The 23,167-nt window shown below is 62.2% G+C and carries 20 protein-coding genes; 10 read left to right on the top strand and 10 right to left on the bottom strand.

All coding sequences use genetic code 11. The features are described from left to right. Positions 1 to 3: 3 nt before the first annotated feature. Genes WS49_RS28385 through WS49_RS28355 form a run of 7 tightly spaced genes read right to left on the bottom strand, consistent with a single transcriptional unit; the run spans position 4 to position 9,212 of the window. Entirely contained in the window at positions 4 to 2,997 is a 2,994-nt protein-coding gene (locus WS49_RS28385; RefSeq protein ID WP_059535448.1) for an FkbM family methyltransferase, read from the bottom strand. Further along, positions 2,987 to 4,261, bottom strand: a complete 1,275-nt coding sequence (gene wecC, locus WS49_RS28380) for a UDP-N-acetyl-D-mannosamine dehydrogenase (protein ID WP_059535446.1) — start codon at positions 4,259 to 4,261, stop codon at positions 2,987 to 2,989. The genes WS49_RS28385 and wecC overlap by 11 nt, the downstream gene beginning before the upstream one ends. Then, the gene (gene wecB, locus WS49_RS28375; protein WP_059535444.1) at positions 4,255 to 5,373 is read right to left on the bottom strand and encodes a non-hydrolyzing UDP-N-acetylglucosamine 2-epimerase; all 1,119 of its coding nucleotides are present in this window, start codon (positions 5,371 to 5,373) and stop codon (positions 4,255 to 4,257) included. Before wecB ends, wecC begins: the two co-directional genes overlap by 7 nt. Positions 5,374 to 5,386: 13 nt before the next feature. Then, positions 5,387 to 6,559 (bottom strand): chain-length determining protein, encoded by a 1,173-nt coding sequence (locus WS49_RS28370; RefSeq protein WP_082725596.1) that lies wholly within the window; start codon positions 6,557 to 6,559, stop codon positions 5,387 to 5,389. Further along, a complete protein-coding gene (locus WS49_RS28365) occupies positions 6,556 to 7,218 on the bottom strand; it encodes an ABC transporter ATP-binding protein (RefSeq protein ID WP_059535442.1) in 663 nt (220 codons plus the stop codon). The genes WS49_RS28370 and WS49_RS28365 overlap by 4 nt, the downstream gene beginning before the upstream one ends. Further along, on the bottom strand, positions 7,215 to 8,033 hold the full coding sequence (locus WS49_RS28360) for an ABC transporter permease (protein WP_059535440.1): 819 nt from the start codon (positions 8,031 to 8,033) through the stop codon (positions 7,215 to 7,217). The genes WS49_RS28365 and WS49_RS28360 overlap by 4 nt, the downstream gene beginning before the upstream one ends. 6 nt (positions 8,034 to 8,039) lie before the next feature. After that, complete coding sequence (locus WS49_RS28355) at positions 8,040 to 9,212, bottom strand: polysaccharide biosynthesis/export family protein (protein WP_059535438.1); 1,173 nt, start codon at positions 9,210 to 9,212, stop codon at positions 8,040 to 8,042. A 715-nt stretch (positions 9,213 to 9,927) separates the two neighbouring features. Between WS49_RS28355 and WS49_RS28350 the strand changes: the two genes are divergently transcribed. Further along, positions 9,928 to 10,740 carry a mechanosensitive ion channel family protein gene (locus tag WS49_RS28350; RefSeq protein WP_059535436.1) on the top strand — a complete coding sequence of 271 codons (813 nt, stop codon included), beginning with the start codon at positions 9,928 to 9,930 and terminating at the stop codon, positions 10,738 to 10,740. Between the two features lie 166 nt (positions 10,741 to 10,906). Here the strand turns inward: WS49_RS28350 and WS49_RS28345 are convergent, their stop codons facing one another. Then, the gene (locus WS49_RS28345; protein WP_059535524.1) at positions 10,907 to 11,590 is read right to left on the bottom strand and encodes a DedA family protein; all 684 of its coding nucleotides are present in this window, start codon (positions 11,588 to 11,590) and stop codon (positions 10,907 to 10,909) included. A gap of 171 nt (positions 11,591 to 11,761) precedes the next feature. Between WS49_RS28345 and mutL the strand changes: the two genes are divergently transcribed. Together mutL and miaA are read left to right on the top strand one after the other, a co-directional pair. Then, positions 11,762 to 13,756 (top strand): DNA mismatch repair endonuclease MutL, encoded by a 1,995-nt coding sequence (gene mutL / locus WS49_RS28340; protein WP_059535434.1) that lies wholly within the window; start codon positions 11,762 to 11,764, stop codon positions 13,754 to 13,756. Next, positions 13,753 to 14,730, top strand: coding sequence for a tRNA (adenosine(37)-N6)-dimethylallyltransferase MiaA (gene miaA / locus WS49_RS28335; protein ID WP_059535433.1), 978 nt, complete (start codon positions 13,753 to 13,755; stop codon positions 14,728 to 14,730). The genes mutL and miaA overlap by 4 nt, the downstream gene beginning before the upstream one ends. Before the next feature lie 126 nt (positions 14,731 to 14,856). On the opposite strand, the gene WS49_RS28330 is transcribed toward miaA, so the two are convergent. Next, the gene (locus WS49_RS28330) at positions 14,857 to 15,708 is read right to left on the bottom strand and encodes a LysR substrate-binding domain-containing protein (RefSeq protein ID WP_059535432.1); all 852 of its coding nucleotides are present in this window, start codon (positions 15,706 to 15,708) and stop codon (positions 14,857 to 14,859) included. A 113-nt stretch (positions 15,709 to 15,821) separates the two neighbouring features. Between WS49_RS28330 and WS49_RS28325 the strand changes: the two genes are divergently transcribed. Beyond that, positions 15,822 to 16,484, top strand: a complete 663-nt coding sequence (locus tag WS49_RS28325) for an FMN-dependent NADH-azoreductase (RefSeq protein WP_059535430.1) — start codon at positions 15,822 to 15,824, stop codon at positions 16,482 to 16,484. Between the two features lie 190 nt (positions 16,485 to 16,674). Here WS49_RS28325 and purM read toward each other — a convergent pair whose 3' ends face one another. Further along, positions 16,675 to 17,730: a phosphoribosylformylglycinamidine cyclo-ligase gene (purM, locus tag WS49_RS28320; protein ID WP_059535428.1), complete on the bottom strand. Its 1,056-nt coding sequence runs from the start codon at positions 17,728 to 17,730 to the stop codon at positions 16,675 to 16,677. A 247-nt stretch (positions 17,731 to 17,977) separates the two neighbouring features. Here purM and hda point away from each other — a divergent pair, with 247 nt between their 5' ends. From hda to panB, 6 genes are read left to right on the top strand one after another with little or no spacing between them, the layout of a single operon-like run. Beyond that, the gene (gene hda, locus WS49_RS28315; RefSeq protein ID WP_006760485.1) at positions 17,978 to 18,712 is read left to right on the top strand and encodes a DnaA regulatory inactivator Hda; all 735 of its coding nucleotides are present in this window, start codon (positions 17,978 to 17,980) and stop codon (positions 18,710 to 18,712) included. 11 nt (positions 18,713 to 18,723) lie between these two features. Then, positions 18,724 to 19,401 carry an HAD family hydrolase gene (locus tag WS49_RS28310; RefSeq protein ID WP_059535426.1) on the top strand — a complete coding sequence of 226 codons (678 nt, stop codon included), beginning with the start codon at positions 18,724 to 18,726 and terminating at the stop codon, positions 19,399 to 19,401. 5 nt (positions 19,402 to 19,406) lie between these two features. Continuing rightward, positions 19,407 to 20,942 (top strand): polynucleotide adenylyltransferase PcnB, encoded by a 1,536-nt coding sequence (gene pcnB / locus WS49_RS28305; protein ID WP_059535424.1) that lies wholly within the window; start codon positions 19,407 to 19,409, stop codon positions 20,940 to 20,942. Positions 20,943 to 20,977: 35 nt separating this feature from the next. Continuing rightward, positions 20,978 to 21,520 (top strand): 2-amino-4-hydroxy-6-hydroxymethyldihydropteridine diphosphokinase, encoded by a 543-nt coding sequence (folK, locus tag WS49_RS28300; protein WP_059535422.1) that lies wholly within the window; start codon positions 20,978 to 20,980, stop codon positions 21,518 to 21,520. After that, positions 21,517 to 22,203: a deoxynucleoside kinase gene (locus WS49_RS28295; protein WP_059465459.1), complete on the top strand. Its 687-nt coding sequence runs from the start codon at positions 21,517 to 21,519 to the stop codon at positions 22,201 to 22,203. Before folK ends, WS49_RS28295 begins: the two co-directional genes overlap by 4 nt. Before the next feature lie 44 nt (positions 22,204 to 22,247). Further along, positions 22,248 to 23,063 (top strand): 3-methyl-2-oxobutanoate hydroxymethyltransferase, encoded by an 816-nt coding sequence (panB, locus tag WS49_RS28290; protein ID WP_059535421.1) that lies wholly within the window; start codon positions 22,248 to 22,250, stop codon positions 23,061 to 23,063. Positions 23,064 to 23,167: the final 104 nt, after the last annotated feature.

Below are 23,167 nucleotides of genomic sequence, written 5' to 3'. Positions count from 1 at the left end.
AGCTCATTTCACTGCTGCAACGTTCTTTGCACCACCGCCATCCGCCTGGAATTCATTGAGTTTATTCTTCAACACCCGCAACTCCCGCATCAAGGTGACCGGATGCGCCGTTGCAAATCTTTCGCTCATATACGCAACATTAGCCCGCCGCAGCAGAGGCGAGTCGCTCATCCATTCTTCCTTTTGCTCATAGATGCGCATCACGCGGTAGCCGAGCGGCTGAAGGAATTGATCTATTTCCGGGAAATACGTTTGCTGAGTGCCCGATTGATTGAATCCGACTTCGATATACAGAATATCTACGCCCTGCGTAGAGAGCAGTTGCTTCGCGCTGTTCAAAACTGCAAGCTCCCGTCCCTCTACATCGATCTTCAGCAGATTGATCCTGCCGTCGGTGAAGATGGGGCGATGACTATCCAGGCTTACTTGGTTGACTGTGAAAACGTCACCCGGAGCATCGACGGTCCGCAGATTTCCAGGCAGAGCCTTTGTCATACTCCGGGCGTGGATGAATTGACTGGTCCCGTCTGCGTCACCGACCGCTACGTTATACGCATGCACGATCGGACCACCCTTTCCGGATGTCCTGTCAAGCAACTGTGCATAGCTGGTCGGGTTCGGCTCAAACAGGTGTGCTTCATGGACACGGAACTTCTTTGCCGTCTGCTTGATTTTTAGAAAAACATCCCCGACATACGCGCCGACGTCGACATAAACGATTGCCTTCCCGTTGAAAAACAGCTCAAGGTCGCCGATGAGGTCGTCGATATCGGCATCGCCTCTATTGCCTGCATTTTTCGAGACTTGACTCTTCAGTGCGGCAAGCTCCTGTTCCAGGCGCGTCTTCGCACGCGTCAGCGTTTCGACTTCCCGCCCGCGCTCGTCAGCCGCCGCAGACCGGGCTTCGTGCGCAAGCATCAGTTCGCGCTTCTCATTCTCCAGCTGACCTCGTGCCAGCTTCAAAGATTCGATCTTCTGTCCACGATCTTCGGCGACGCGGAGTTGCGTTTCCAGCTCGACTTCAAGCTTGCGCCTGTCGTGTTCCAATTCTGCTTTCGCTCCCCGCAGCACCTTCATTTCACGATCACGCTCGTCCGCCACTTTCGCCTGCAATCGGCATTCGACTACCAGGCTCTGCTTTTCCTGTTCGAGTTCGGCTTTGCCCTGTTTCAATATGTCGACTTCCCGTGCGCGCTCTTCGGTCACCCGCGACAGCATTTCACGCTCGGCAACCAAAGCCGCTCGCTCCTGCTCCAGTTGCGTTTTTGCCTGCGTCAATGCATCAACCGCGCGTATGTGCTCCCCGATGGCACGTGACTGCACCTCACCCTCGATCGCCAGAGCCTGCTGTTTCCGCTCGAGCTGTGCTTTTGCCTCTTTCAACGCAGCAACTTCGCGTGCGCGCTCCTCCGCAAGCATCGACTTGGCTTCGCTGGCGACCAATGACTGCTGGTGCAATTGCCCCAGTCGCGCACTCTCCTCCTTTGCCGCAGCCAGTTCGCGCGCGCGCTCCTCCCCGATTCGCAACTGCACTTCCTGCTCGACTGCAAGAATCTGCCGTTCGTATTCAGCTTGCGCCTTCATCTGCTTCAGCGCACCGATCTCCCGCTCGCGATCTTCTGCCACTTTCCGATGCGACTCGCATTCGTTTGCCAACGCCTGAATCTCAACCTCAAGGCCCGCTCGGATTTCCCTCAACGTAGCCAATGCGACACCAAGCTCGTTTGCCGACGCGGATCGGGATTCGAGTTCAACCGCAAGATGCTGTACGTCAAGGCGCAATTGCTCATTGGATTGCTCGAGCTCTCGTCTCCTGTCGAACGCTTCCTCCAACTCATCCTGAAGCTGATACACGTTATCCAGCAACAACCGGATTTCCTCGTCCTTTCGGAAGCATGCGTCCATGCCGTCCTTCACCTGACGCTCAAGTTGTTCCCGCGACGTCACCCACGTCGCTTGCCCCGCCTCAAATCGATCATTGAGCAGTTTCAGCGCGTCGATCTTCCGGTCACCTTCAACCAACAGCGCCGATTGCGTCTCGTACCGAGCTGTCAGCGCCCGTTGCTCGCGCTCCAGTCGCGCGTTCGCTTTCAATAGCTCTGCAAGCTCCTGACTACGCTCGATCAACAGCTTCGACTGCTGATCCCTGTCCTGAACGACGCCGTTCAATTGCTGCTCAAATGCGGCACGTCGCTCAGCAAAGGCTGTTCGCTGTTTTGCGTCGCGCTGACGCGCAACCTTCGCCGCGGTTCGCAGTTGCAGAGCCTGACGGCTTTCCGAATCGCTGAAGCTCGTCTCGGGCGGCACGATGCCCAGCATTGCCTCTGCTTCGATCAGACTGCCGGCCTCGTGAAGTCGGAAGGCCAGCCATTTCAAACGGAAAGGTTTAGGATCCGCATCGTAAGCATGCCGCGCGGCTTCCGCCGCGGCGGTGCGGTCCTGCTTCATCAAGTGCCGGGCCAAAGCCGTATACGCGTTAGCCAGCATGGCTGGCGAAAGCGATACCTTGGCAACGAGTTGTTCGACTGCAACAAAACCACCGGAGCCGTACGCCGCAATGATTTTTTCGAAATTCTTTCCGCCCAATGCTTCGGGTGGATTCCGACGGCCGGACTGGCGCCAGATTTTCACGAGTTTGCCCGGCACCGACAGCAACGACGCCGGCGCATCTGCTCCCTGAATCAGGATGTCGCCCAGCTTCGCGTTAAGCGCGTTCCGCGATTCCACTTGATGAATGCTTCGTTGTGACTCGACGAGAGCCTGCAGCCGCAAATTTTCGGCCAAAATCTCGGGCAGCTCGTCATCGAGCCAACTATTGGCACCTGCGACACCGCTTCGTGCGACGATGCCCAACCCGGCTTCCCGTCCGAGATTCTTGAGACGCAGCTCAAGCTCCTCCTGAGTCTGCAAGAGCTGATGAAGCAACGTGACGTTTTCCTCCTCTGCCCTGGTGAGACGGGATTCAGTCGAATCGTGATCGTTTGCCTTATTTGCCATTTCTCTTCTCCCAGATTCCGCGGGCATCGATAAGCGCTCTTTTTCCGGTGATATTTGGGGAAACGTCTTTGAACTGGGAGTGGTCAACCAGCACGACAAGGATATTTGCCCACTCCATCGCCGTGTTCAAATCCATTTTTAATACGTGACGACCGGCCAGACTTTCGGGCATCACCTCAAGATTCGGCTCAACTACGCCAATCTTCCCGGAATAGCGATTGATTAATTCCGTTACGATCTGCAACGCGGGGCTTTCACGCAGATCATCGATATCGGGCTTGAAGGTAAGACCGAAGCACGCGATACGGACATCGGTTGCGGCTATGCCTTTCGTGCCTAGCTCTTCGATGGCCCGTTCGATTTTTCGAAGAATCCACTCCGGCTTTGCATCATTGACTTGCCGCGCGGTCGTGATCAAACGCGCGCTCTTCGGCGCACTGTTTACGATGAACCACGGATCAACGGCGATGCAATGCCCACCGACGCCGCATCCAGGTTGCAGGATGTCGACGCGCGGATGCCGATTCGCCAGTCGAATCAATTCCCAAACATCGACACCCTGCTCCTCGCAAATCATCGACAGCTCGTTTGCGAATGCAATATTGACGTCCCGAAAACTGTTCTCGGTCAATTTGCACATCTCGGCCGTGCGAACGTCCGTGATGATGCAATCCCCCTGAACAAACAATTTATAGAGTGCTGCCGAACGTTCCGAACATCTGGATGTCATGCCGCCAATCACGCGATCGTTGACCACCAGTTCATGAACGATGCGACCGGGCAAAACCCGTTCAGGACAATGTGCGATACGGATATCAGATGCATCGCCAGCTTGCTGTGGAAAGCTCAGATCCGAACGCATTTCGGCGAGCCAGTCGGCCAGCAGCTCGGTCGTACCGACGGGAGACGTAGATTCGAGAATGACCAAATTGCCGCGTGCAAGGACAGGGGCGATCGACTTTGCCGCGGACTCGATGCAACTCAAATCCGGCTTGTAATCGCCGGTCAATGGCGTCGGCACCGCGATGACGAACGCATCAGCCGGCTCGACACATGTCGTTGCCCGCAGATAGCCGGCTCCGACCGCGGCACGAACCAGAATATCGAGTTCCGGTTCGACGATATGAATATCACCACGGTTGATTGTATCGACGACATACGGCGATACATCGACGCCAATTACCCGTCGCTTGCGTGACGCAAACAGCGTGGCGGTAGGCAAACCGATGTAACCGAGGCCAATTATCGAGATCGTGTTCAACATTCACCCACTAAGATATCGCGGATACGCTGTGCCGCTTTACCGTCACCGTACGGATTGGTCGCGCAAGCCATGACGGCATACCCCTCTGGATCATCGAGCAGTCGGTTCGTTTCTGCGACGATGGCTGCCTCATCAGTACCGACAATCCTGACCGTTCCGGCGGCCACCGCTTCAGGCCGCTCGGTTGTATCGCGTGTCACCAGCACGGGCTTGCCCAGCGCCGGAGCCTCCTCCTGAATTCCGCCGGAATCGCTGATTAACAGGGCGGCTCGATCCATCAAGTAAACGAAAGGCAAGTAGTCCTGTGGTTCGATGAGGAATATTCCGGGAACATTTCCGAGAAGACGATGAACCGGTTGCTTTACTTTCGGATTGAGATGTACCGGGAAAACGATCTCGACATCGCTTCGTCGTGCAATTTTCAGCAAGGCGCGACAAACAGCCTCGTGACCACTGCCAAGATTCTCCCGGCGATGTCCGGTGACGAGGATCAGTCGCTTCCTTGAATTCAGGAATGCGAATCGCTCTTCCATCTGCTTGCGTTGTACCGGGTCCTCACGCACGCGGGCAATCGTATCCAATAGCGCGTCGACAACCGTATTGCCTGTCACATGGATATCAATTCCCGATACTCCCTCCCGCAGCAAATTGTCGCGAGCAAGACTCGTCGGGGCAAAGTGATATTTGGCCAGCACGCTCGTCAGCCGTCGGTTCGCTTCCTCTGGCCAAGGAGCGGACAAATCCCCGGTACGAAGGCCCGCCTCCACATGACCAACACCAATCTGTCGATAGTGCGCGGACAATGCAGCTGCGAGCGTCGTCGACGTATCGCCCTGCACCAGCACGAGGTCCGGACGTGCATCGCTCAATACGGAGTCGAGACCCGCCAGTGCTCGGCTTGTCATGCCCAGCAATGACTGATCGGGCGCCATGACGTCGAGATCGTAGTCCGGTCGAATACCAAAAAAGCCGAGCATCGAATCAAGCATCTGTCGATGCTGCGCGGTCACACAGACCCTCGTCTCGATTCCAGGCTCACCTGCCAGCACATTGACCAGCGGCGCCATCTTGATGGCTTCTGGTCGGGTTCCAAGGACAATCAGGGCTCTCATTGCTTTCCCCAATTCAATCCACGTGATCCAGAATGATGCTTTCCAGCAGCTTTATGACACCGATCATCGCGGCGGCAATCAAAAGCGTCACCAGCGTGTTGTAAATTCTCCCCGGCTCCAGTGGATAGCTCGGCTTGGTCGGCGCCTGCAATGTCGAGACCATCTTGAGCGTGCGCGCGGCGTCCATCCGTCCTGTCTCCAGCGCAGAAAGAGCCGTCTTGTAAAGATCCTGTGCGAATCCCGTTTGCATTTGCAGACGCTGAAATTCCTCGACCGTGTAGTTGAGGGTTTTTCGGGACGGTGATGCCAGGTCAGCCCGCTTCTGGGCAATCTGCCGCTCAAGCGCGTTCAGATTGTTTCTGAGCATCACGACGGTCGGCTGGTCCGGGCTCAGCGTCGACGGCAAGGATGCCAGTTGCGTCTGGACATCGGTCTTTTGCGCCTCGAGCTTGTCGATAATGGCGTTGAGACTGTCTACAGTCACTTGCGGAGCGGTCAAACCTTTCTGATTCTGAAAATCAATCAGCGCTTGCGTCGCATCCAGCAGTCGGTCGTGTGCAAACGTCACCTGCTTGGACAGAAAGTCGACTTGCGATTGTGCGAGCGCGTGACCGATCTGGTTCATATGCGCTTCGCCTTCCTTGACCATCATGTTCACGATAGCTTGTGCCGTCTCCGGGTCGTATGCCTGGGCGCTGATTCGCAGCACACCGCTGTAGGTGTCGTATTGAACGTCGATACGAGACAGCCAATACCGATAGAACCATTCGGTAGGCGCGCTCTTAAACCACATGCGTGAAATGATGTCTCGATGCCAATTGCTGTAATGCGAACGCAGATCAAGAGAAGCATCGAGTTTCTTCAGCATATCGACGGACAACAGGTATTCGCGAAGCAACAGCTGATCGCTACTGTTGGGGCCGGCTACAGCCCCCATGATCGCGGGAATGGCCGGCGTCGAGCCATTGATTTGATCGGTGCGCTGAATGACTACTGTGGCGTCGGAAACGTAACGATCGGATGCCAGAAGCAACCAATATGGGATCGAGAGAATTGCATACGCAATGATCACCCATATGATCAACTTGAACACCTTGACGGAAGACAGCCGTCCCCTTCCGCTCTCGTAGATCGCAGACAGTCGTGCAACCACGCCCCAGTTTTTGGTGACCGATGATTCGTTCATAGGAAAAGTTTGTTCTTGTATGCCTTCAACGCCTCATCGAGGTCGTCAAACCAATATGCCTGACCCTCGTTGATCCAGATGCCAGACTGACAAAATTGCTTTAAAGTGCCTTCATCATGCGAAACCATGATTACACTCGCCCTGCTCGTCATTCCTTTAAATGCATCGGCAGCTTTTTTTCTAAATTTTGCATCACCCGCAGCAGTAACTTCATCCGAAATATATACGTCGAAATCAAAGGCCAATGACAAAGCAAACTGCAGACGAGATCTCATCCCCGATGAATACGTTCGCACCGGTTCATCAAAAGCATCACCTAGTTCGGCAAAACCCTGGATAAATTCCAAACGGTCTCTCAACTCGTCCTGATGGCCATGCACTCGGCAAACGAACTTTGCGTTCTGACGCCCAGTCAGGGTTCCTTCAAGTCCTCCCCCACCCATGGGCCAGGAGACCCGGCATCGCCGATCCACTTTCCCCTTGGTCGGGAAATCGATTCCACCGATGATCCGCAATAACGTCGATTTCCCTGCTCCGTTATGTCCGATCAGGGCAACGCTCTGCTTCGGAGGGATAACCATGTTGATGCCACACAGCACCCATCTCCCGACGCCATGATCGGTCATGTAGCGCTTATGAACGTCTTCGATCACTATCACCGCATCACCAGTTTTCTGGAAAAACGTTTGTACAATGCCAGTCCGACAAGCATGAATCCCAGCGCCCATGCATATAAATAGGCGAGGCTTACGCCGGCAAGCGGGTAATACGATGGCAGGAATCCTTGCCGCACCAACTCAATTCCATTGACAACCGGGTTGAGCACGAACAGATACTGATACGGAAGCGGAACGTACAATGAAAGCGGAAGCAATGCCCCCGATATGTAATAGAGCGGTAAATACAATATCTTGAATATGTGATCGAGCTCCGGCACAAAATTCATCGCCACCGACGTTATCAGACCGAAACCCATTCCGAATAACCACAACCCGATGACGCTCAATATCACAAGCAATGGATCGGCCGGCAGCCACACCGGATTGAGCAAATCAACCGTCATTGCGTGGCCGGCGAAAACGGCAAGCATGAGAATGATGATTGAAATCGGGATCATCAAAAACAGCTCCAGTACTGCCCGCACCAGAGCAACGTCAAACGGCTTGACCTGTCGATACGCAAAAAACGCCCGATTGCAATCGATCCCATGCAGCACTTGAGTCCAGGTGCGGCGCCAGAGAAGAAATCCGATAAACCCCGCGATAATCCACATGTTTATCGCCATTCCGCCCACTTCGTGAACGTGGAACGTCTCCAATCCGAAGGCGTGCAGGGAGATATAAATAATCGGCTCGACCAACAGCCACAACCAGGCAGCCCGCGCCTCGAACAGACGATCGAGCGCCTCGCGCAGGAACATCGCGCGCCAGACGGAATATGTCACCTCGAACGGGGTACGTATTTTCTCTGCCATGATTCGTTACTGCAGCTCTCGATTCAGTGTGGCCGTGGGATCCGCCACCATCACGATGAACGACAGGAATTTCTTGAACTCCGCCCCCGGCGAGTTCGAGACATAAATCACATCGCGATTCTGAATCGGGAAGTTTTGCGTCACGAAAAACGCCGCCGGGTCACGCAGGTCGATCTCGTACACGACGGGCACCGTCCCGTTGACAGACTTTGCGGCCGGCTCCGTCAGATCGACCAGCTTCGGATCCTCGAAGCGGAACACGAAGACGCCACGCGCATCCGCGCGTGCGTCATTAAGGCCGCCGGATCGGGCCAACGCCTGTGCGAGGGAAATACCTTGGGCCTCGAACGGAATTTCGTCGTTCTTGCCCGTCGCCCCCAGCACCGAAAACGTCTGCGGCTGATAAAGCGCCGTCACGACATCGGCAGGTCTGAGCACAATGTTCTGCCGGGGATCTCGAATAATCGCGTCGAGCGGCATGGTGGCAGTGACGTCGCCTCGCGAAAGCTGCACCGCCATGCGGCTGACCGACTGCTTCACCCCCCCGGCAAATGCCAGCGCGTCCAGCAACCGCTCGCCCTTGGGCGTCAGCGGCATCATTGCGCTGGTATTGACCTCGCCGACGACGGTCACATTCGACGCGTTGTTCTTGGTCACGTTGACCAGCACCTGAGGAAGATTCGCCTTCCCCTTGAGGTGGCCGACGATGTTCGTCTCGATCTGCTCCGTAGTACGCCCCTTGACGCGCACCCGCCCTGCGAAGGGAATGGTGATCGTGCCGTCCGAGGCCACCATCTGCGCCGGCAAAGTAACGCCATTCGCCGTATTGGCATTGGCCGTCATCGGCGTTGCTGGTGTCAGGGTGCTGAACAGCATCGCAGGGGGCGCCTCCCAGATCGTCACTTCGATGACGTCCCCCGGACCAATCTGATAGGTATTGCCAGCCCCATTCGGGAACAAGCTCGAGAACTGCCCCAGCTTCTTGCTCTCGGCCAGTTTTCTCGCCAGCGCATCGTTGACATCAACCAGTTGGATGCCTTCGATTCGGCCACTGGTTTCGCGCTCTTCCTGAACCTGCTGACGAGAAACGCCCGAGCCCGGCAGCCAGCCTGGAAATGTCCCACACCCCGAAAGCGCCAAAGCGGCAAGGACGGAGATTGCCAATAAACTCTTTTTCATGGATCTTGAGGTCAAGACTTTTTACTATTGATTTGCCAGCGTCATTTCCCGGGCGTTCAATCAACGCATCCCCCCGAACACCCGGCCGCTTTTTCATCAGTCGATTGGCTCGATCAGGCCATCGACCTCTCAAAAATTCTTCACTTAAATTTGCATTCTTTCGGCCATTGGCGACCGAAAAAGCAACAAACCCACCCTCTGTGACAGCAGAAGAAATGGTTACTGCATGTCAATTTCCGCCACGGATTCAGGTTCGATGGCGAACGAACTTCAGAAATTCATGGGAAATAACCGAAACGACGGCACGTCTTAAAACCGCGCCCGGCCTTGCCAGCCGGCCGTCTGCGCCTGTTATCGGGGTGGTCGATCCCGCTCCGGCAATCGCACTGTCCGCTCAGGTTCTCGCAACTTACAGCGCAGGTCTCCCAAACGCCGGCATTATCGCATGGAAGTAGGACATGTCCGAATTCAGTCCGAAAACCATAGGATCAGTCCGCATCCGCGATCTCACGGTAATAAGCGGTAATTAACTCCGATTGCACTCCGGAATTAACAATGCCCGTGTCGGGGAAAACGGCGTGCGTCGCGCTGATTGAAACGTTTTCGATACCGGCGTCCAGGCAGGCGCGGCGGTTGTCTCGGTCTCACAGGTCGGTTATAACCGTGCGACGAATATCGGCCGCAGGCCGTTCTTTAAACCCGTCTTGGAGCCCTCATGCCGAACCTGGAATCCGCCCAGCAATTCCTGATGACCCGCGGCCTCGACTTTGGCCTCAATCTCCTCGCCGCGATCGTGTTGTGGTTCGTCGGCCGCTGGGCGATCCGCATCGCCACGCGCCTGCTCGGCAAGGTCGTGCGCCGCAGCGGCAAGGTCGACCCGACGCTCACCGACTATCTGACCTCGGTCGTCAGCGTGCTGCTGACGATCCTGCTGATCCTCGCGATCCTGCAGATCTTCGGCGTGCAGACCACGTCGTTCGCCGCGCTGCTCGCCGGCCTCGGCCTCGCGATCGGCACCGCCTGGGGCGGCCTGCTCGCCCACTTCGCCGCCGGCGTGTTCATGCAGGTGCTGCGGCCGTTCAAGATCGGCGACGTGGTCAGCGCGGGCGGCGTCACCGGCACGGTGAAGGAACTCGGTCTGTTCGGCACGACGATCATCACCGCCGACAACATCGTGACGATCGTCGGCAACAACAAGATCTTCTCGGACAACATCTCGAACTACAGCGCGACGCCGCATCGCCGCGTCGACCTGACCGCCAAGATCGCGAACGGCGTGGATGCGGTCGATGCGATCAACCGCCTGAAGTCGCAGATCCAGCAGATCCCGAACGTGCTGCCTCAGCCGGCGCCTGACGTCGGCGTGCTGCAGTTCACGCCGGAAGGCCCGCTGCTGTTCGTGCGTCCGTCGACGCAGCCGGAGAACTACTGGCAGGTGTACTGCGATACCAATCGCGTGATTCTCGAGACGTTCCGCGACGCGCAATACCCGACGCCCGAAACGCCGATCTTTCATCGCACGACCTGACGGAACGATGGCGCCCGACGGCCCGCCGGATTCTGGCTGAAGCAGCCTGCGTCGAGCAGCCGGAACGGCCGACACCGCCACTCGGCAATCGGCCGGACCGCACGGACGAAAAAAAAGCGTGGCAGCCGCCACGCTTTTTTATTGCGCCGAAGCGAAAACGTTCGGCTCAGTGGCCGCCCGTGTTCGGCGTACCGCCCGATCGCCGTCCGCGCACCAGCTTCCACAGCGCGCCCAGCGCAACCGGCACGATCGCCGCACCGATCCCGGCCAACACGATCACGTTCAGATACTGGCGGATGAACGGAATATTGCCGAAGAAGTAGCCGAGCAGCACCAGCAGCAGCACCCAGACCAGCGCGCCGATCACGTTGAACAACTGGAAGCGCGCGACGCTCATCGACGACGCGCCGGCGACGAACGGCGCGAACGTGCGCACGACCGGGATGAAGCGCGCGAGCACGATCGTCTTGCCGCCGTGCTTGTCGTAGAACGTGTGGGTCTTCTGCAGCGCCGCGCGATCGAGGAAACGCTCGAGCACCGGGATATGCGTATTGAACACCTTCGGCCCGATCCAGCGGCCGATCAGGTAGTTGACGGTATTGCCGGCAATTGCCGCGACCAGCAGCAGCACGATCAGCCCGCCGACGTTCATGTCGCCCGTCGCCGCGAACGCGCCGCCGATGAACAGCAGCGAATCGCCCGGCAGGAACGGCAGCACGACGAGCCCCGTCTCGCAGAACACGATCAGGAACAGCACCAGATACACCCACGCACCGTACTGCCGGATGAAGTCGCCGAGGAACGCGTCGATATGCAGGACCAGGTTGACGAAATGAAGCAGCGTATCCAAATGCGATTCCTCGAAGGCGAAAGGGCCGGAACGGCCGAAAAAGCGGAAGTGCCCGCCGGACAAGGCGGCGCGCGGAACGGAGCCATCATACCGAAACTACCTTAAGGCTCCGTGAAAAAACGTAACCGGCCGCTGCCCGGCACGCCCCCGCCGCCTCGCTATAATTCGGCCATGTCCGAAATCACCGAAACGGCCGCGGGCGCCGCGCCCGCCCCTGCTCCGCGCCCGCTGCGCGCGATCCAGCCCCTGCCCGACCAGCTGATCAGCCAGATCGCGGCCGGCGAGGTCGTCGAACGCCCGGCGTCGGTCGTCAAGGAGCTGCTCGAAAACGCGATGGACGCCGGCGCGACGACGCTGCGCATCGTGCTCGAGGAAGGCGGCGTCAAGCGCATCTCGATCACCGACGACGGCTGCGGAATACCGCCCGACGAACTGCCGCTCGCGCTGATGCGTCACGCGACGAGCAAGATCCGCTCGCTCGAGGAGCTCGAGGCGGTCGCGACGCTGGGTTTTCGCGGCGAAGCCCTCGCGTCGATCGCGTCGGTCGCCGAAATGTCGATCACGAGCCGCACGGCCGACGTCGCGCATGCGACGAAGATCGACGCGACCACGGGCGCGCTGTCGCCGGCCGCCGGCGCGGTCGGCACGACGATCGAGGTTCGCGAGCTGTACTTCAACACGCCCGCGCGCCGCAAGTTCCTGAAAAGCGAGCAGACCGAGTTCGGCCACTGCCTCGAAATGATCCGCCGCGCGGCGCTCGCGCGGCCGGACGTCGCGATCTCGGTGCTGCACAACGGCAAGGCCGTCGAGCACTGGAACGCGACCGAGCCCGCACTGCGGGTCGCGAAGATTCTCGGCGACGGCTTCGCGACCGCGCACCTGCCGCTCGACGAGCAGGCCGGGCCGCTTGCCGTCTACGGCTGCGCGGGCCTGCCGACCGCGAGCCGCGGCCGCGCCGACCAGCAATACTTCTTCGTCAACGGCCGCTTCGTGCGCGACAAGTTGCTCACGCACGCGGTGCGCGCGGCGTACGAGGACGTCCTCCACGGCGATCGCTACCCGTCGTACGTGCTGTTCCTCGACCTGCCGCCGGAAGCCGTCGACGTCAACGTGCATCCGTCGAAGATCGAGGTGCGGTTCCGCGATTCGCGCTCGATCCACCAGTACGTGTTCCACGCGGTGCAACGCGCACTCGCGCGCCACGCAGGCGCGTCGCCGGAAACCACCGCGGGCGGCCATGCCGCGCAACTCTCGCCGGCGCCGAGCGGCCCCGCGTCGTTCCTGAATACGCCGCTCGGCCAGGGCGCGGCCACCGGCACGGGCGGCAGCGGCTTCTCGGCGCCGCCGTCATCGTCGTCGTCGGGCAACACGTGGATGCGCCAGGCGCGCATGACGCAGGGCACGCTGCCGGTCGCGCAACCGCTCGCGCTCTACGATGCGCTGTTCGGCCGCAAGGACACGGGTGCGGGCACACCGGACGGCACGACGATCGTCGCCCGCGATTCGGCCGATGCGGCCAATGCGCCAGTCGCGCCGCTGCCGGGCTTCGCCGCGTCGTCGCTTAGCGCCGCCGTACACGACGAGCAGCCGCTCGGCTTCGCGCTCGGCCAGATCCACGGGATTTACGTGCTCGCGCAGAACGCGCACGGCCTCGTGATCGTCGACATGCACGCGGCGCACGAACGGATCCTCTACGAACAGTTCAAGAACGCGCTCGCCGACCGCACGGTCGCGGTGCAATCGCTGCTGCTGCCGATATCGATGACGGCGACGCCGGTCGAGATCGGCACGGTCGAGGAAGAACGCGACACGCTCGAATCGCTCGGCTTCGACCTCGCGGTGCTGTCGCCGACGACGCTCGCGATCCGCGCGGTGCCCGCGCTGCTGAAGGACGCCGACTTGCAGTCGCTCGCGCGCGCGGTGCTCGCCGACCTGCACGCGTTCGGCGGCTCGCGCGTGCTCACCGAGCGTCAGCACGAGCTGCTCGGCACGCTCGCGTGTCACCACGCGGTGCGCGCGAACCGGCGCCTGACGCTCGACGAGATGAACGCGCTGCTGCGCCAGATGGAAGCGACCGAACGCGCGGACCAGTGCAATCACGGCCGGCCGACGTGGTATCAGCTCACGCTGAACGATCTCGACCGTCTCTTCATGCGCGGCCAATGAACGCTTCACCGCAGTCCCGCCCAACGACGATCGCCTGCCTGCTCGGTCCCACCGCATCGGGCAAGACGGCCGCGGCGCTGGCGCTTGCCGCGCGCCGTCCGATCGAGATCGTCAGCGTCGATTCGGCGCTCGTCTACCGCGACATGGATATCGGCACCGCCAAACCGACGCGCGACGAGCGCGCGAGCGTGCCGCACCACCTGATCGACATCATCGACCCGGCCGACGCCTATTCGGCGGCCGAATTCCGCGCGGACGCGCTGCGCGTGATCGGCGAGATCGCCGCGCGCGGCCGCACGCCGCTGCTCGCGGGCGGCACGATGCTGTACTACAAGGCGCTGACGCAGGGCCTCAACGATCTGCCGACCGCCGATCCGGCCGTGCGCGCGAAGCTCGATGCCGACGCCGCGCGCGACGGCTGGCCGGCACTCCATGCGCGGCTCGCGCAGGTCGACCCGGCGACGGCCGCACGGCTCGCGCCAAACGATTCGCAGCGGATCCAGCGCGCGCTCGAAGTGTTCCTGCTGAGCGGGCAGCCGATGTCGGCGCTGCTCGCCGCACCGCGCCGCGCGGACGATGCAGCCGCCGCGTACCGCTTCGTCCCGGTGGCGCTCGAGCCGTCGGACCGCGCGGTGCTGCACGCGCGCATCGCGCAACGTTTCGACGCGATGCTCGACGCGGGCTTCATCGACGAAGTCGAACGGCTGCGCCGCCGCGAGGATCTGCATCTCGGCCTGCCGTCGATGCGCTGCGTCGGCTACCGACAGGCATGGGAATTCCTCGACGGCGACACCGATTACCGGACCATGCGCGACAAAGGCATCTTCGCGACGCGCCAGCTGTGCAAACGGCAGATCACTTGGCTGCGCGCGATGCCGGAGCGGATCGTCGTCGACTGCGTCGCGCCGGATTCGACCGACCGCGCGGTTGACGCGCTCGAGCGCGTGCTGGACGGCCGTATCGAGGATCGCTAACGGGGCCCCATCGGCCCGCATCGCCCCCGCCCCGGAAAGAAGCTCTTCGCGGAATTTCGTGAACCGATGACGATGCGTGTGCCTCTGGCCGCGAAGATCCCGGCTCTGTCGCCGCGATGACCGCAGTCATCCGTTGTGGGCGAATGCCAGCACGATCGCGTTGCCCAGTTCATCAACAACCCGGTCCGACGCACCGGGGGCCGCGAACATCGTGAACTCGACATCGGGCAGGGCCGGCAGGCCGGCATCCGGGGGGATCGCACGCAAGCCGTGCGACAGTTGTGTATGCACGATTGGCGTCACCGCAAAGCCCGCGTGCGCGGCGGCGCACAGGCCGGCGCCACTCGGGCACACGAGCACGATCCGGTAATCCACGCCCGCGCGGGCCAGTGCTGCCAGCGAGGCCTCACGATACGGGCACGGTTCCGGCAGCAGCGCGATCGGCACCGGTACGCCAGGCGTGAGCGGCGCCCAATCCGCACCGGCCCACACAAGCGGCTCGCGCCAGAGCACGCGTCCGGTGGGCCCGCCGTGGCAGCGTCCACCCATCACCACATCCAGCTCGCCGTGATCCAGCGCCTGGAGCAGTTCGCCCGGGATACCGACTCTGATGCTGAACGCGATGCGCGGGTACCGCGCGGCAAACGCCTGCATCACGTGCATCAGCCTGACATTGGCGAGGTCTTCCGACAGACCCACGCGGATCGTGCCCGCACTCGGTTCGCGCAGCAGTTGCGCCCGCGCGTCCTGATTGAGCGCGAGGATGGCGCGCGCGTAACCCAGCAGCAGTTCGCCGTCCACCGTGAGCGTGACCGAGCGCGTGGTGCGCACGAGCAGGTCACGGCCGATCTGTTTTTCCAGGCGCCGAAGATGCGCGCTGACGGCGGACTGCGTCAGATTCAGACGGGCCGCGGCATGCGTGAATCCGCCTTCCTGGACGACGGCCACGAAAGAGCGCAACAAAACGGTATCGAACATGAGATGTCCCGCAATACAGTGCGAATGCTACTGAATAGCGCGATGATACTTCGTTTATATTTCGAATCGAACTATGTTCTGATGAGGGCCGTCAACCCGTCAGGAGTCGTTCCATGTCGACCTTGCTGCATATCGAATCTTCTCCGCGCAAGTCGCGGTCCGCATCACGCGACGTTGCGCACGCGTATCTGGAAGCCTGGCGCGACGCGCATCCGGAGCATCGGGTCGACGTGCTCGACCTCTGGGCGACGCCATTGCCGGAACTCGACGGCGATGCGCTCGATGCCAAATACGCGGACTTGAGCGGCACGCCGCTCAGTGAAGGCCAGCAACAAGCGTGGGCAGGGTTCCGGCAGCTCGCGCAGCGGCTACACGACGCGGATACGCTGCTGTTCTCCGTGCCGCTGTGGAATTTTTCCATCCCATACAAGCTCAAGCATTTCATCGACGCCGTGTCCCACCGCGGCCTGCTCTTCTCATTCGACGAGCGTGGGTTAGCGGGATTGCTGAACGGCAAGAAAGCAGTCGTGATCTACGCGAGAGGCCTCGACTATTCGAGGCAATCGAGCACGCCCGCCGAGTCGTTCGACTTTCAGCGGCCGTTTCTTGAAGCGTGGCTGCGCTTCATCGGTATCACCGACATCGAATCGATCATCGTCGAGAAAACGCTGTTTGGACCTGAAGTCGATCACGCGGGCAGAGAGGCTGCGCGCGAACAGGCAGTGACGCTGGCACACGCAGCTTCATCATCCGCTTCGGCTTCGGTTGATGGCTGAACTGGCCATGGCCGGAAGCATCAACAGCGCCGTCAAGGTCATCGAGCGTCGGGCTTAAGGGTATCCGGACGGGGAGTCCTTCTCCCCGGAGATTCGCGTCGCGTCCTCCGGTATTCCTCGAAGAACCGAAAAAAAAGCCGCCCGGATCGACTCCGGGCGGCTTTCCTTGCTGCATCTTGCGTGCGGTGCGTCAGACCACGACCGTCTGCGCCTCGCCTTCACGGCTTGCACGCACGGTGCCGATCTTCCATACCTGCTCGCCGGCGGCCGTCAGGTCGGCGATCGCTGCGGCGGCATCGGCCGCCGCGACGATCACGGCCATCCCGATCCCGCAGTTGAACACGCGGTGCATTTCGGCGTCGGCGACGCCGCCGTGCTCCTGCAGCCACTTGAACAGCGGCGGCAGCGGCCACGCGTTCTGGTCGAGCTCGGCCGTGAGGCCTTCGCGCAGCACGCGCGGAATGTTCTCGACGAGGCCGCCACCGGTGATGTGGGCCATGCCCTTCACCGATAGCTTCTGCATCAGCGCGAGCAGCGGCTTCACGTAGATGCGCGTGGGCGCCATCAGCGTGTCGGCCAGCGAACGGCCGTGGAAATCGGCGGACAGGTCGGGGTTCGCGCGCTCGATGATCTTGCGCACGAGCGAGAAGCCGTTCGAGTGGATGCCGCTCGAGGCAAGGCCGAGCACCACGTCGCCTTCGGCGATCGTGCTGCCGTCGATGATCTTGCTCTTCTCGACCGCGCCGACCGCGAAACCGGCCAGATCGTATTCGCCGTCCGGGTACATGCCCGGCATTTCGGCCGTCTCGCCGCCGATCAGCGCGCAGCCCGACAGTTCGCAGCCGTGCGCGATGCCCTTGACGACCGTTGCGGCCGTGTCGACATCGAGCTTGCCGCACGCGAAGTAGTCGAGGAAGAACAGCGGCTCGGCACCCTGCACGAGGATGTCGTTCACGCTCATCGCCACCAGGTCCTGGCCGACGGTGTCGTGTTTGTTCAGATGAAAGGCCAGCTTGAGCTTGGTGCCCACGCCGTCGGTGCCCGACACGAGCACGGGCTCCTTGTACTTCTTCGGCACTTCGAACAGCGCGCCGAACCCGCCGATGCCGCCGAGCACGCCGTCGCGCAGGGTTTTCTTCGCAAAAGGCTTGATCTTGTCGATGAGCGCGTCGCCTGCGTCGATGTCGACGCCTGCGTCGCGGTAGGACAGACCCTGAGCGTCGGGAGCGGATTTCGGAGGATTCATGGGGGAATGCGAGAAGGTCGGTAAAATGCGATTTTACCCGAAGCCGGCCCGTTGGCCGGAATTCCCAGCACCGAATCGTCAGGGATTGCATCTTGGTCGACACGTCCCCGTTTTCATCGCCACGCGAGCCGCGCCGAAACCCGCGCGCCGCGGTGCGTGCGGCCGCGTGTGCAGGCACCGGAGCAGCCCCCCGCGCGTGCCCGGCGTACGGCGCGCGTTTCATCAACCGACCCGCATTGTGACTGTTGTGTCCCGTCAACTGACGCTCGATCTCGGCACGCCGCCGCCCGCCACGTTCGACAACTTCATCATGAATGAAGAGAACGACGAGCTCATCTCGCGGCTCCAGAAGCTCGACCTCGCGCTCGCGGCAGGGCCCGTGCCGGACCGGTCGTTCTATATCTGGGGCGAGCCCGGCAGCGGCCGCACCCACCTGCTGCAGGCGCTCGTGAGCGACGCGTCGTACGGCTACGCGCGCTACCTGACGCCGCAAAGCCCGCTCGGCGCGTTCACGTTCGACCCGCGCATCGGCATCTACGCGATCGACGACTGCGACCGGATGAGCGACACGCAACAGGTCGCGCTGTTCAACCTGTTCAACGAGGTCCGCGCGCACCCGTCGAGCGCGTTCGTCGCGGCGGGTCCCGCGGCGCCGCTCGCGCTCGACGTGCGCGAGGATCTGCGCACGCGCCTCGGCTGGGGGCTCGTGTTTCACCTGTCGCCGCCGTCCGATGCCGGCAAGATCGCCGTGCTGAAGCTCGCGGCGAAGGAGCGCGGGATCGCGCTCACCGACGACATCGCCGCCTACCTGCTGACCCATTTCCGCCGCGACATGCCGAGCCTGATGGCGCTGCTCGACGCGCTCGACCGCTTCTCGCTCGAGCAGAAGCGCGCCGTCACGCTGCCCCTGCTGCGCCGGATGCTGGCCCGCCCCGGCGACGACATCGCACCACCGGGCACAGGCCCGAACCGCTTCGAGTAAAATGCGCATCCATGACTAATCTGGCACTCTTTGACCTCGATCACACGCTGATCCCGACCGATAGCGACCACGAATGGGGCCGCTTCATGGTGAAGCTCGGCATCGTCGACGCGGAAAGCTTCTCGCGTCAGAACGATCAGTTCTTCGCCGACTACAAGGCCGGCAAGCTCGACATCCATGCGTACCTGTGCGCGATGCTCACGCCGCTCGCGAAGTATTCGCGCGCGCAGCTCGCCGAATGGCACGAGCAGTACATGCACGAGGTGATCCGCCCCGCGATGACGCCCGCCGCGCTCGAACTCGTGCGCAAGCACATCGATGCCGGCGACCTGTGCTGCGTCGTGACCGCGACCAACGAGTTCATCACGCGTCCGATCGCGACCGCGTTCGGCGTCGACACGCTGATCGCGTGCGAGGTCGAAACGACCGACGGGCACCCCGATTCGCCGTACACGGGCCGGCCGACCGGCACGCCGAGCTATCGCGAAGGCAAGATCGTGCGCACCGAAGCGTGGCTCGCGTCGCTCGGCAAGCACTGGGACGACTTCGAACACAGCTACTTCTACAGCGACTCGCACAACGACATCCCGTTGCTCGAGAAAGTCACCGACCCGATCGCGACCAACCCCGACGACACGCTGCGTGCGCATGCAAGCGACCGCGGCTGGCGCATCCTCGATCTCTTCTGAACGTCGTGATCAAAAAATTCATTCGCAAGCTGCTCGGCCAGGACGGCGCCGAACAAACGTCGCCCGTCGAGGCGCCCGCCGCCGACACGGCCCCTGCCCAGCGCCCCGCGAAGGGTAGCCGCGGCAGCACCGCCAGGAAGCCGCGCAGCAATCACGAACCGACCGTCGTGCCGGCCAGCGTGCATCAGATCGATCCGTCGCTGATCTCGCGCAATGCCGTACGCGTGACCGACACGCTGCAGCAGGCGGGCTTTCGCGCGTTCATCGTCGGCGGCGCGGTGCGCGACCTGCTGCTCGGCATCGCACCGAAGGACTTCGACGTCGCGACCGACGCGACGCCGACCGAGGTGCAGCGCCTGTTCCGCCGCGCGCGCCTGATCGGCCGCCGCTTCCAGATCGTCCACGTGCAGTTCGGCCAGGAACTGATCGAGGTGTCGACGTTCCGCGCCCTGGTCGACGCCCCGCCCGAAGCCGCCGCGGCCGAGCCGCCGAAGCGCCTGAAGCGCGACGAACTCGATCGCCGCACGCATGCGGTGGACGCCAGCGGCCGCGTGCTGCGCGACAACGTGTGGGGCGAACAGCACGAAGACGCCGCGCGCCGCGACTTCACGATCAACGCGATGTATTACGACCCGTCGACGCAGACCGTGCTCGACTACCACGACGGGATGGCCGACATGCGCGCCCGTCTGCTGCGGATGATCGGCGACCCGGCCACGCGCTATCGCGAGGATCCGGTGCGGATGCTGCGCGTCGTGCGTTTCGCGGCGAAGCTCGGCTTCGAGATCGAGCCGCACACGCGCGAGCCGATCAACGCGCTCGCCGACCTGATCAACAACGTGCCGGCCGCGCGCCTGTTCGACGAAATGCTGAAGCTGCTGCTGTCGGGCCACGCGCTCGCATGCCTGAAGCAGCTGCGCAAGGAAGGCCTGCACCATGGGCTGCTGCCGCTCCTCGACGTCGTGCTCGAACAACCGCAGGGCGAGAAGTTCATCACGCTCGCGCTGAACAACACCGACGCGCGCGTGCGCGCCGGCAAGACGGTGTCGCCGGGCTTCCTGTTCGCGACGCTGCTGTGGCACGACATGCGCCAGCGCTTCGAGCAATACTCGGCGGAAGGCGAATTCCCGGTGCCGGCGCTCCATCGCGCGATGGACGACGTGATCGACATGCAGACCGAGAAACTCGCGATCCACAAGCGCTACTCGGCCGACATGCGCGAGATCTGGGGCCTGCAGCTGCGCCTCGAAAAACGCTCGGGCCGCAGCGCGATGCGGCTGCTGGAACACCAAAGGTTTAGAGCGGGGTATGATTTCCTCCTGTTACGCTGCGAATCCGGCGAGCTCGATGCGGAAGTCGGACAGTGGTGGACGGATTTCATCGAAGGCGACGCGGCCGCGCGCGAGGCACTCCTCACGCAGGGCGGCTCGAAGGAAAAATCGCCCCGCAAGCGGCGCCGCCGCGGCGGTGCGCGAAACCGCAAGCCGGGCGAAGGCGCCGCCGAGCAGGCGCCGGACACCGCGGGCGGTTCCGACGACTGACGCGCTCGCCGGCGAACGACGTAGGAAGTGATGCCATGACGGTTGCATATATCGGACTGGGGGCGAATCTCGGCGATGCGCGCCAGACCCTGAAGGACGCGGTGGTGTGCCTCGCGCAGCAGCGCACCATCTCGATCCTCGGCAAATCGAGCCTGTATCGCACGGCGCCCTTCGAAGCGGGCGGCGACGATTACTACAATTGCGTCGTCAAGCTCGACACGACGCTGTCGGCCCGTGAGTTGCTCGCGCTCTGCCAGAAGATCGAACATCACTTCGGGCGCGAGCGCCCGTATCGCAACGCGCCGCGCACGCTCGACCTCGACATTCTGCTGTTCGGCACGGATTCGATCGACGAACCCGACCTGATCGTCCCGCATCCGCGCCTCACCGATCGCGCATTCGCGCTCGTGCCGCTCGTCGAGATCGAGCCCGCGCTCGACATCCCCGCGCGCGGCCGCGCCGATGCGTACCTCGCCTCCGTCGCGGATCAGCGCGTCGAGAAGGTGCAGACCTGTCAGTGCCTGATGCAGAAGGCCCTTGCCGCCGGCGCTGACGCCGACAAGAACCGCTGCCGATGAACATCACTCCGCTGACCGTCACCGCGCCCGACCTGCGCGCCCCGCATCGCTATCTGGTGATCGAAGGGCCGATCGGCGTCGGCAAGACGACGCTCGCGCGCCTGTTCGCCGAGCGCTGGTCGATGCAGACGCTGCTCGAGCGCCCGCAGGACAACCCGTTCCTCGAACGCTTCTATCGCGACACCGCGCGCTACGCGCTGCCCGCGCAGCTGTCGTTCGCGCTGCAGCGCGCGCAGCAGGCGCGCGAACTGATCGGCGCACTCGATACGGGCCGGCCCGTCGTCGCCGATTTCATGCCGCAGAAGAACGACATCTTCGCGCGGCTGAACCTGCCGGAAGACGAATGGCAGTTGTACCGGTCGATCGCGACGCACCTCGACGTTCCGCAGGCCCCCGCGCCCGATCTCGTCGTCTACCTGCAGGCGAGCCCCGAAGTGCTGTTCTCGCGCATCCAGAAGCGCGGGCTGCCGATGGAGCTGCAGATCAGCGACGCGTACCTGCGCTCGCTGGTCGATGCGTACAACGAATTCTTCTATCACTACGACCGCACGCCGGTGCTCACGGTCGCAGCCGAACACCTGAACCCGCAAGATTCCCCCGAAGACCTCGCGCTGCTGATCGAGCGCATCGACACGATGCGCGGCCGCAAGGAATTCTTCGTCAAGGGCGAAACGACGCGCTGACGCGTCCTCGCCCGTCGTTCCTCCCCCATCGAACCGGATTTCCCATGACCTATCTCCAGGAATCGAGCCGGCCTGCCGTCACTGTGCCCAAGCTGCAGGCAATGCGCGAAGCCGGCGAGAAGATCGCGATGCTCACCTGCTACGACGCGAGCTTTTCCGCGCTGCTCGATCGCGCCGGCACCGACGTGCTGCTGATCGGCGACTCGCTCGGCAACGTGCTGCAGGGCCACACCACCACGCTCCCCGTGTCGATCGACGACATCGCGTACCACACCGCATGCGTCGCGCGTGCGCAGCCGCGCGCGCTCGTCGTTGCCGATCTGCCGTTCGGCACGTACGGCACGCCGGCAGAGGCGTTCGCAAACGCGGTCACGCTGATGCGCGCCGGCGCGCAGATGGTCAAGCTCGAAGGCGGCGAATGGCTCGCCGACACGATCCGCTTCCTCGTCGAACGCTCGGTGCCGGTGTGCGCGCACCTCGGCCTCACGCCGCAGTCGGTTCACGCGTTCGGCGGCTTCAAGGTGCAGGGCCGCACGGAAGCCGGCGCCGCGCAGCTGCTGCGCGATGCGCGCGCGGTCGAGGACGCGGGCGCGCAGCTCGTGGTGCTCGAAGCGGTGCCGACGCTCGTCGCGTCCGAAGTCACGCACATGCTGAAGATCCCGACGATCGGCATCGGCGCGGGCCTCGAATGCTCGGGCCAGGTGCTGGTGCTGCACGACATGCTCGGTATTTTCCCCGGCAAGCGCCCGCGTTTCGTGAAGGATTTCATGCAGGGCCAGCCGAACATCCAGGCGGCCGTCGAGGCGTACGTGAGCGCGGTGAAGGACGGCACGTTCCCGGGCCCGGAACACTCGTTCTGACGCGCGGCCGGCGCCCGTTCGATACGAAAAAAGCGCGGCACCCTTGGCGGGGCGCCGCGCTTTTTCTTTGGATGCCGTGTTGCCGAAGGTCAGTGGTGCCGGTT

The organism is Burkholderia sp. RF7-non_BP4 (genome assembly GCF_001521935.1).
Lineage (GTDB): Bacteria > Pseudomonadota > Gammaproteobacteria > Burkholderiales > Burkholderiaceae > Burkholderia > Burkholderia diffusa.
Note: the sequence above shows the minus strand (reverse complement) of the source record. Positions and strands in the feature narration are given on the sequence as shown.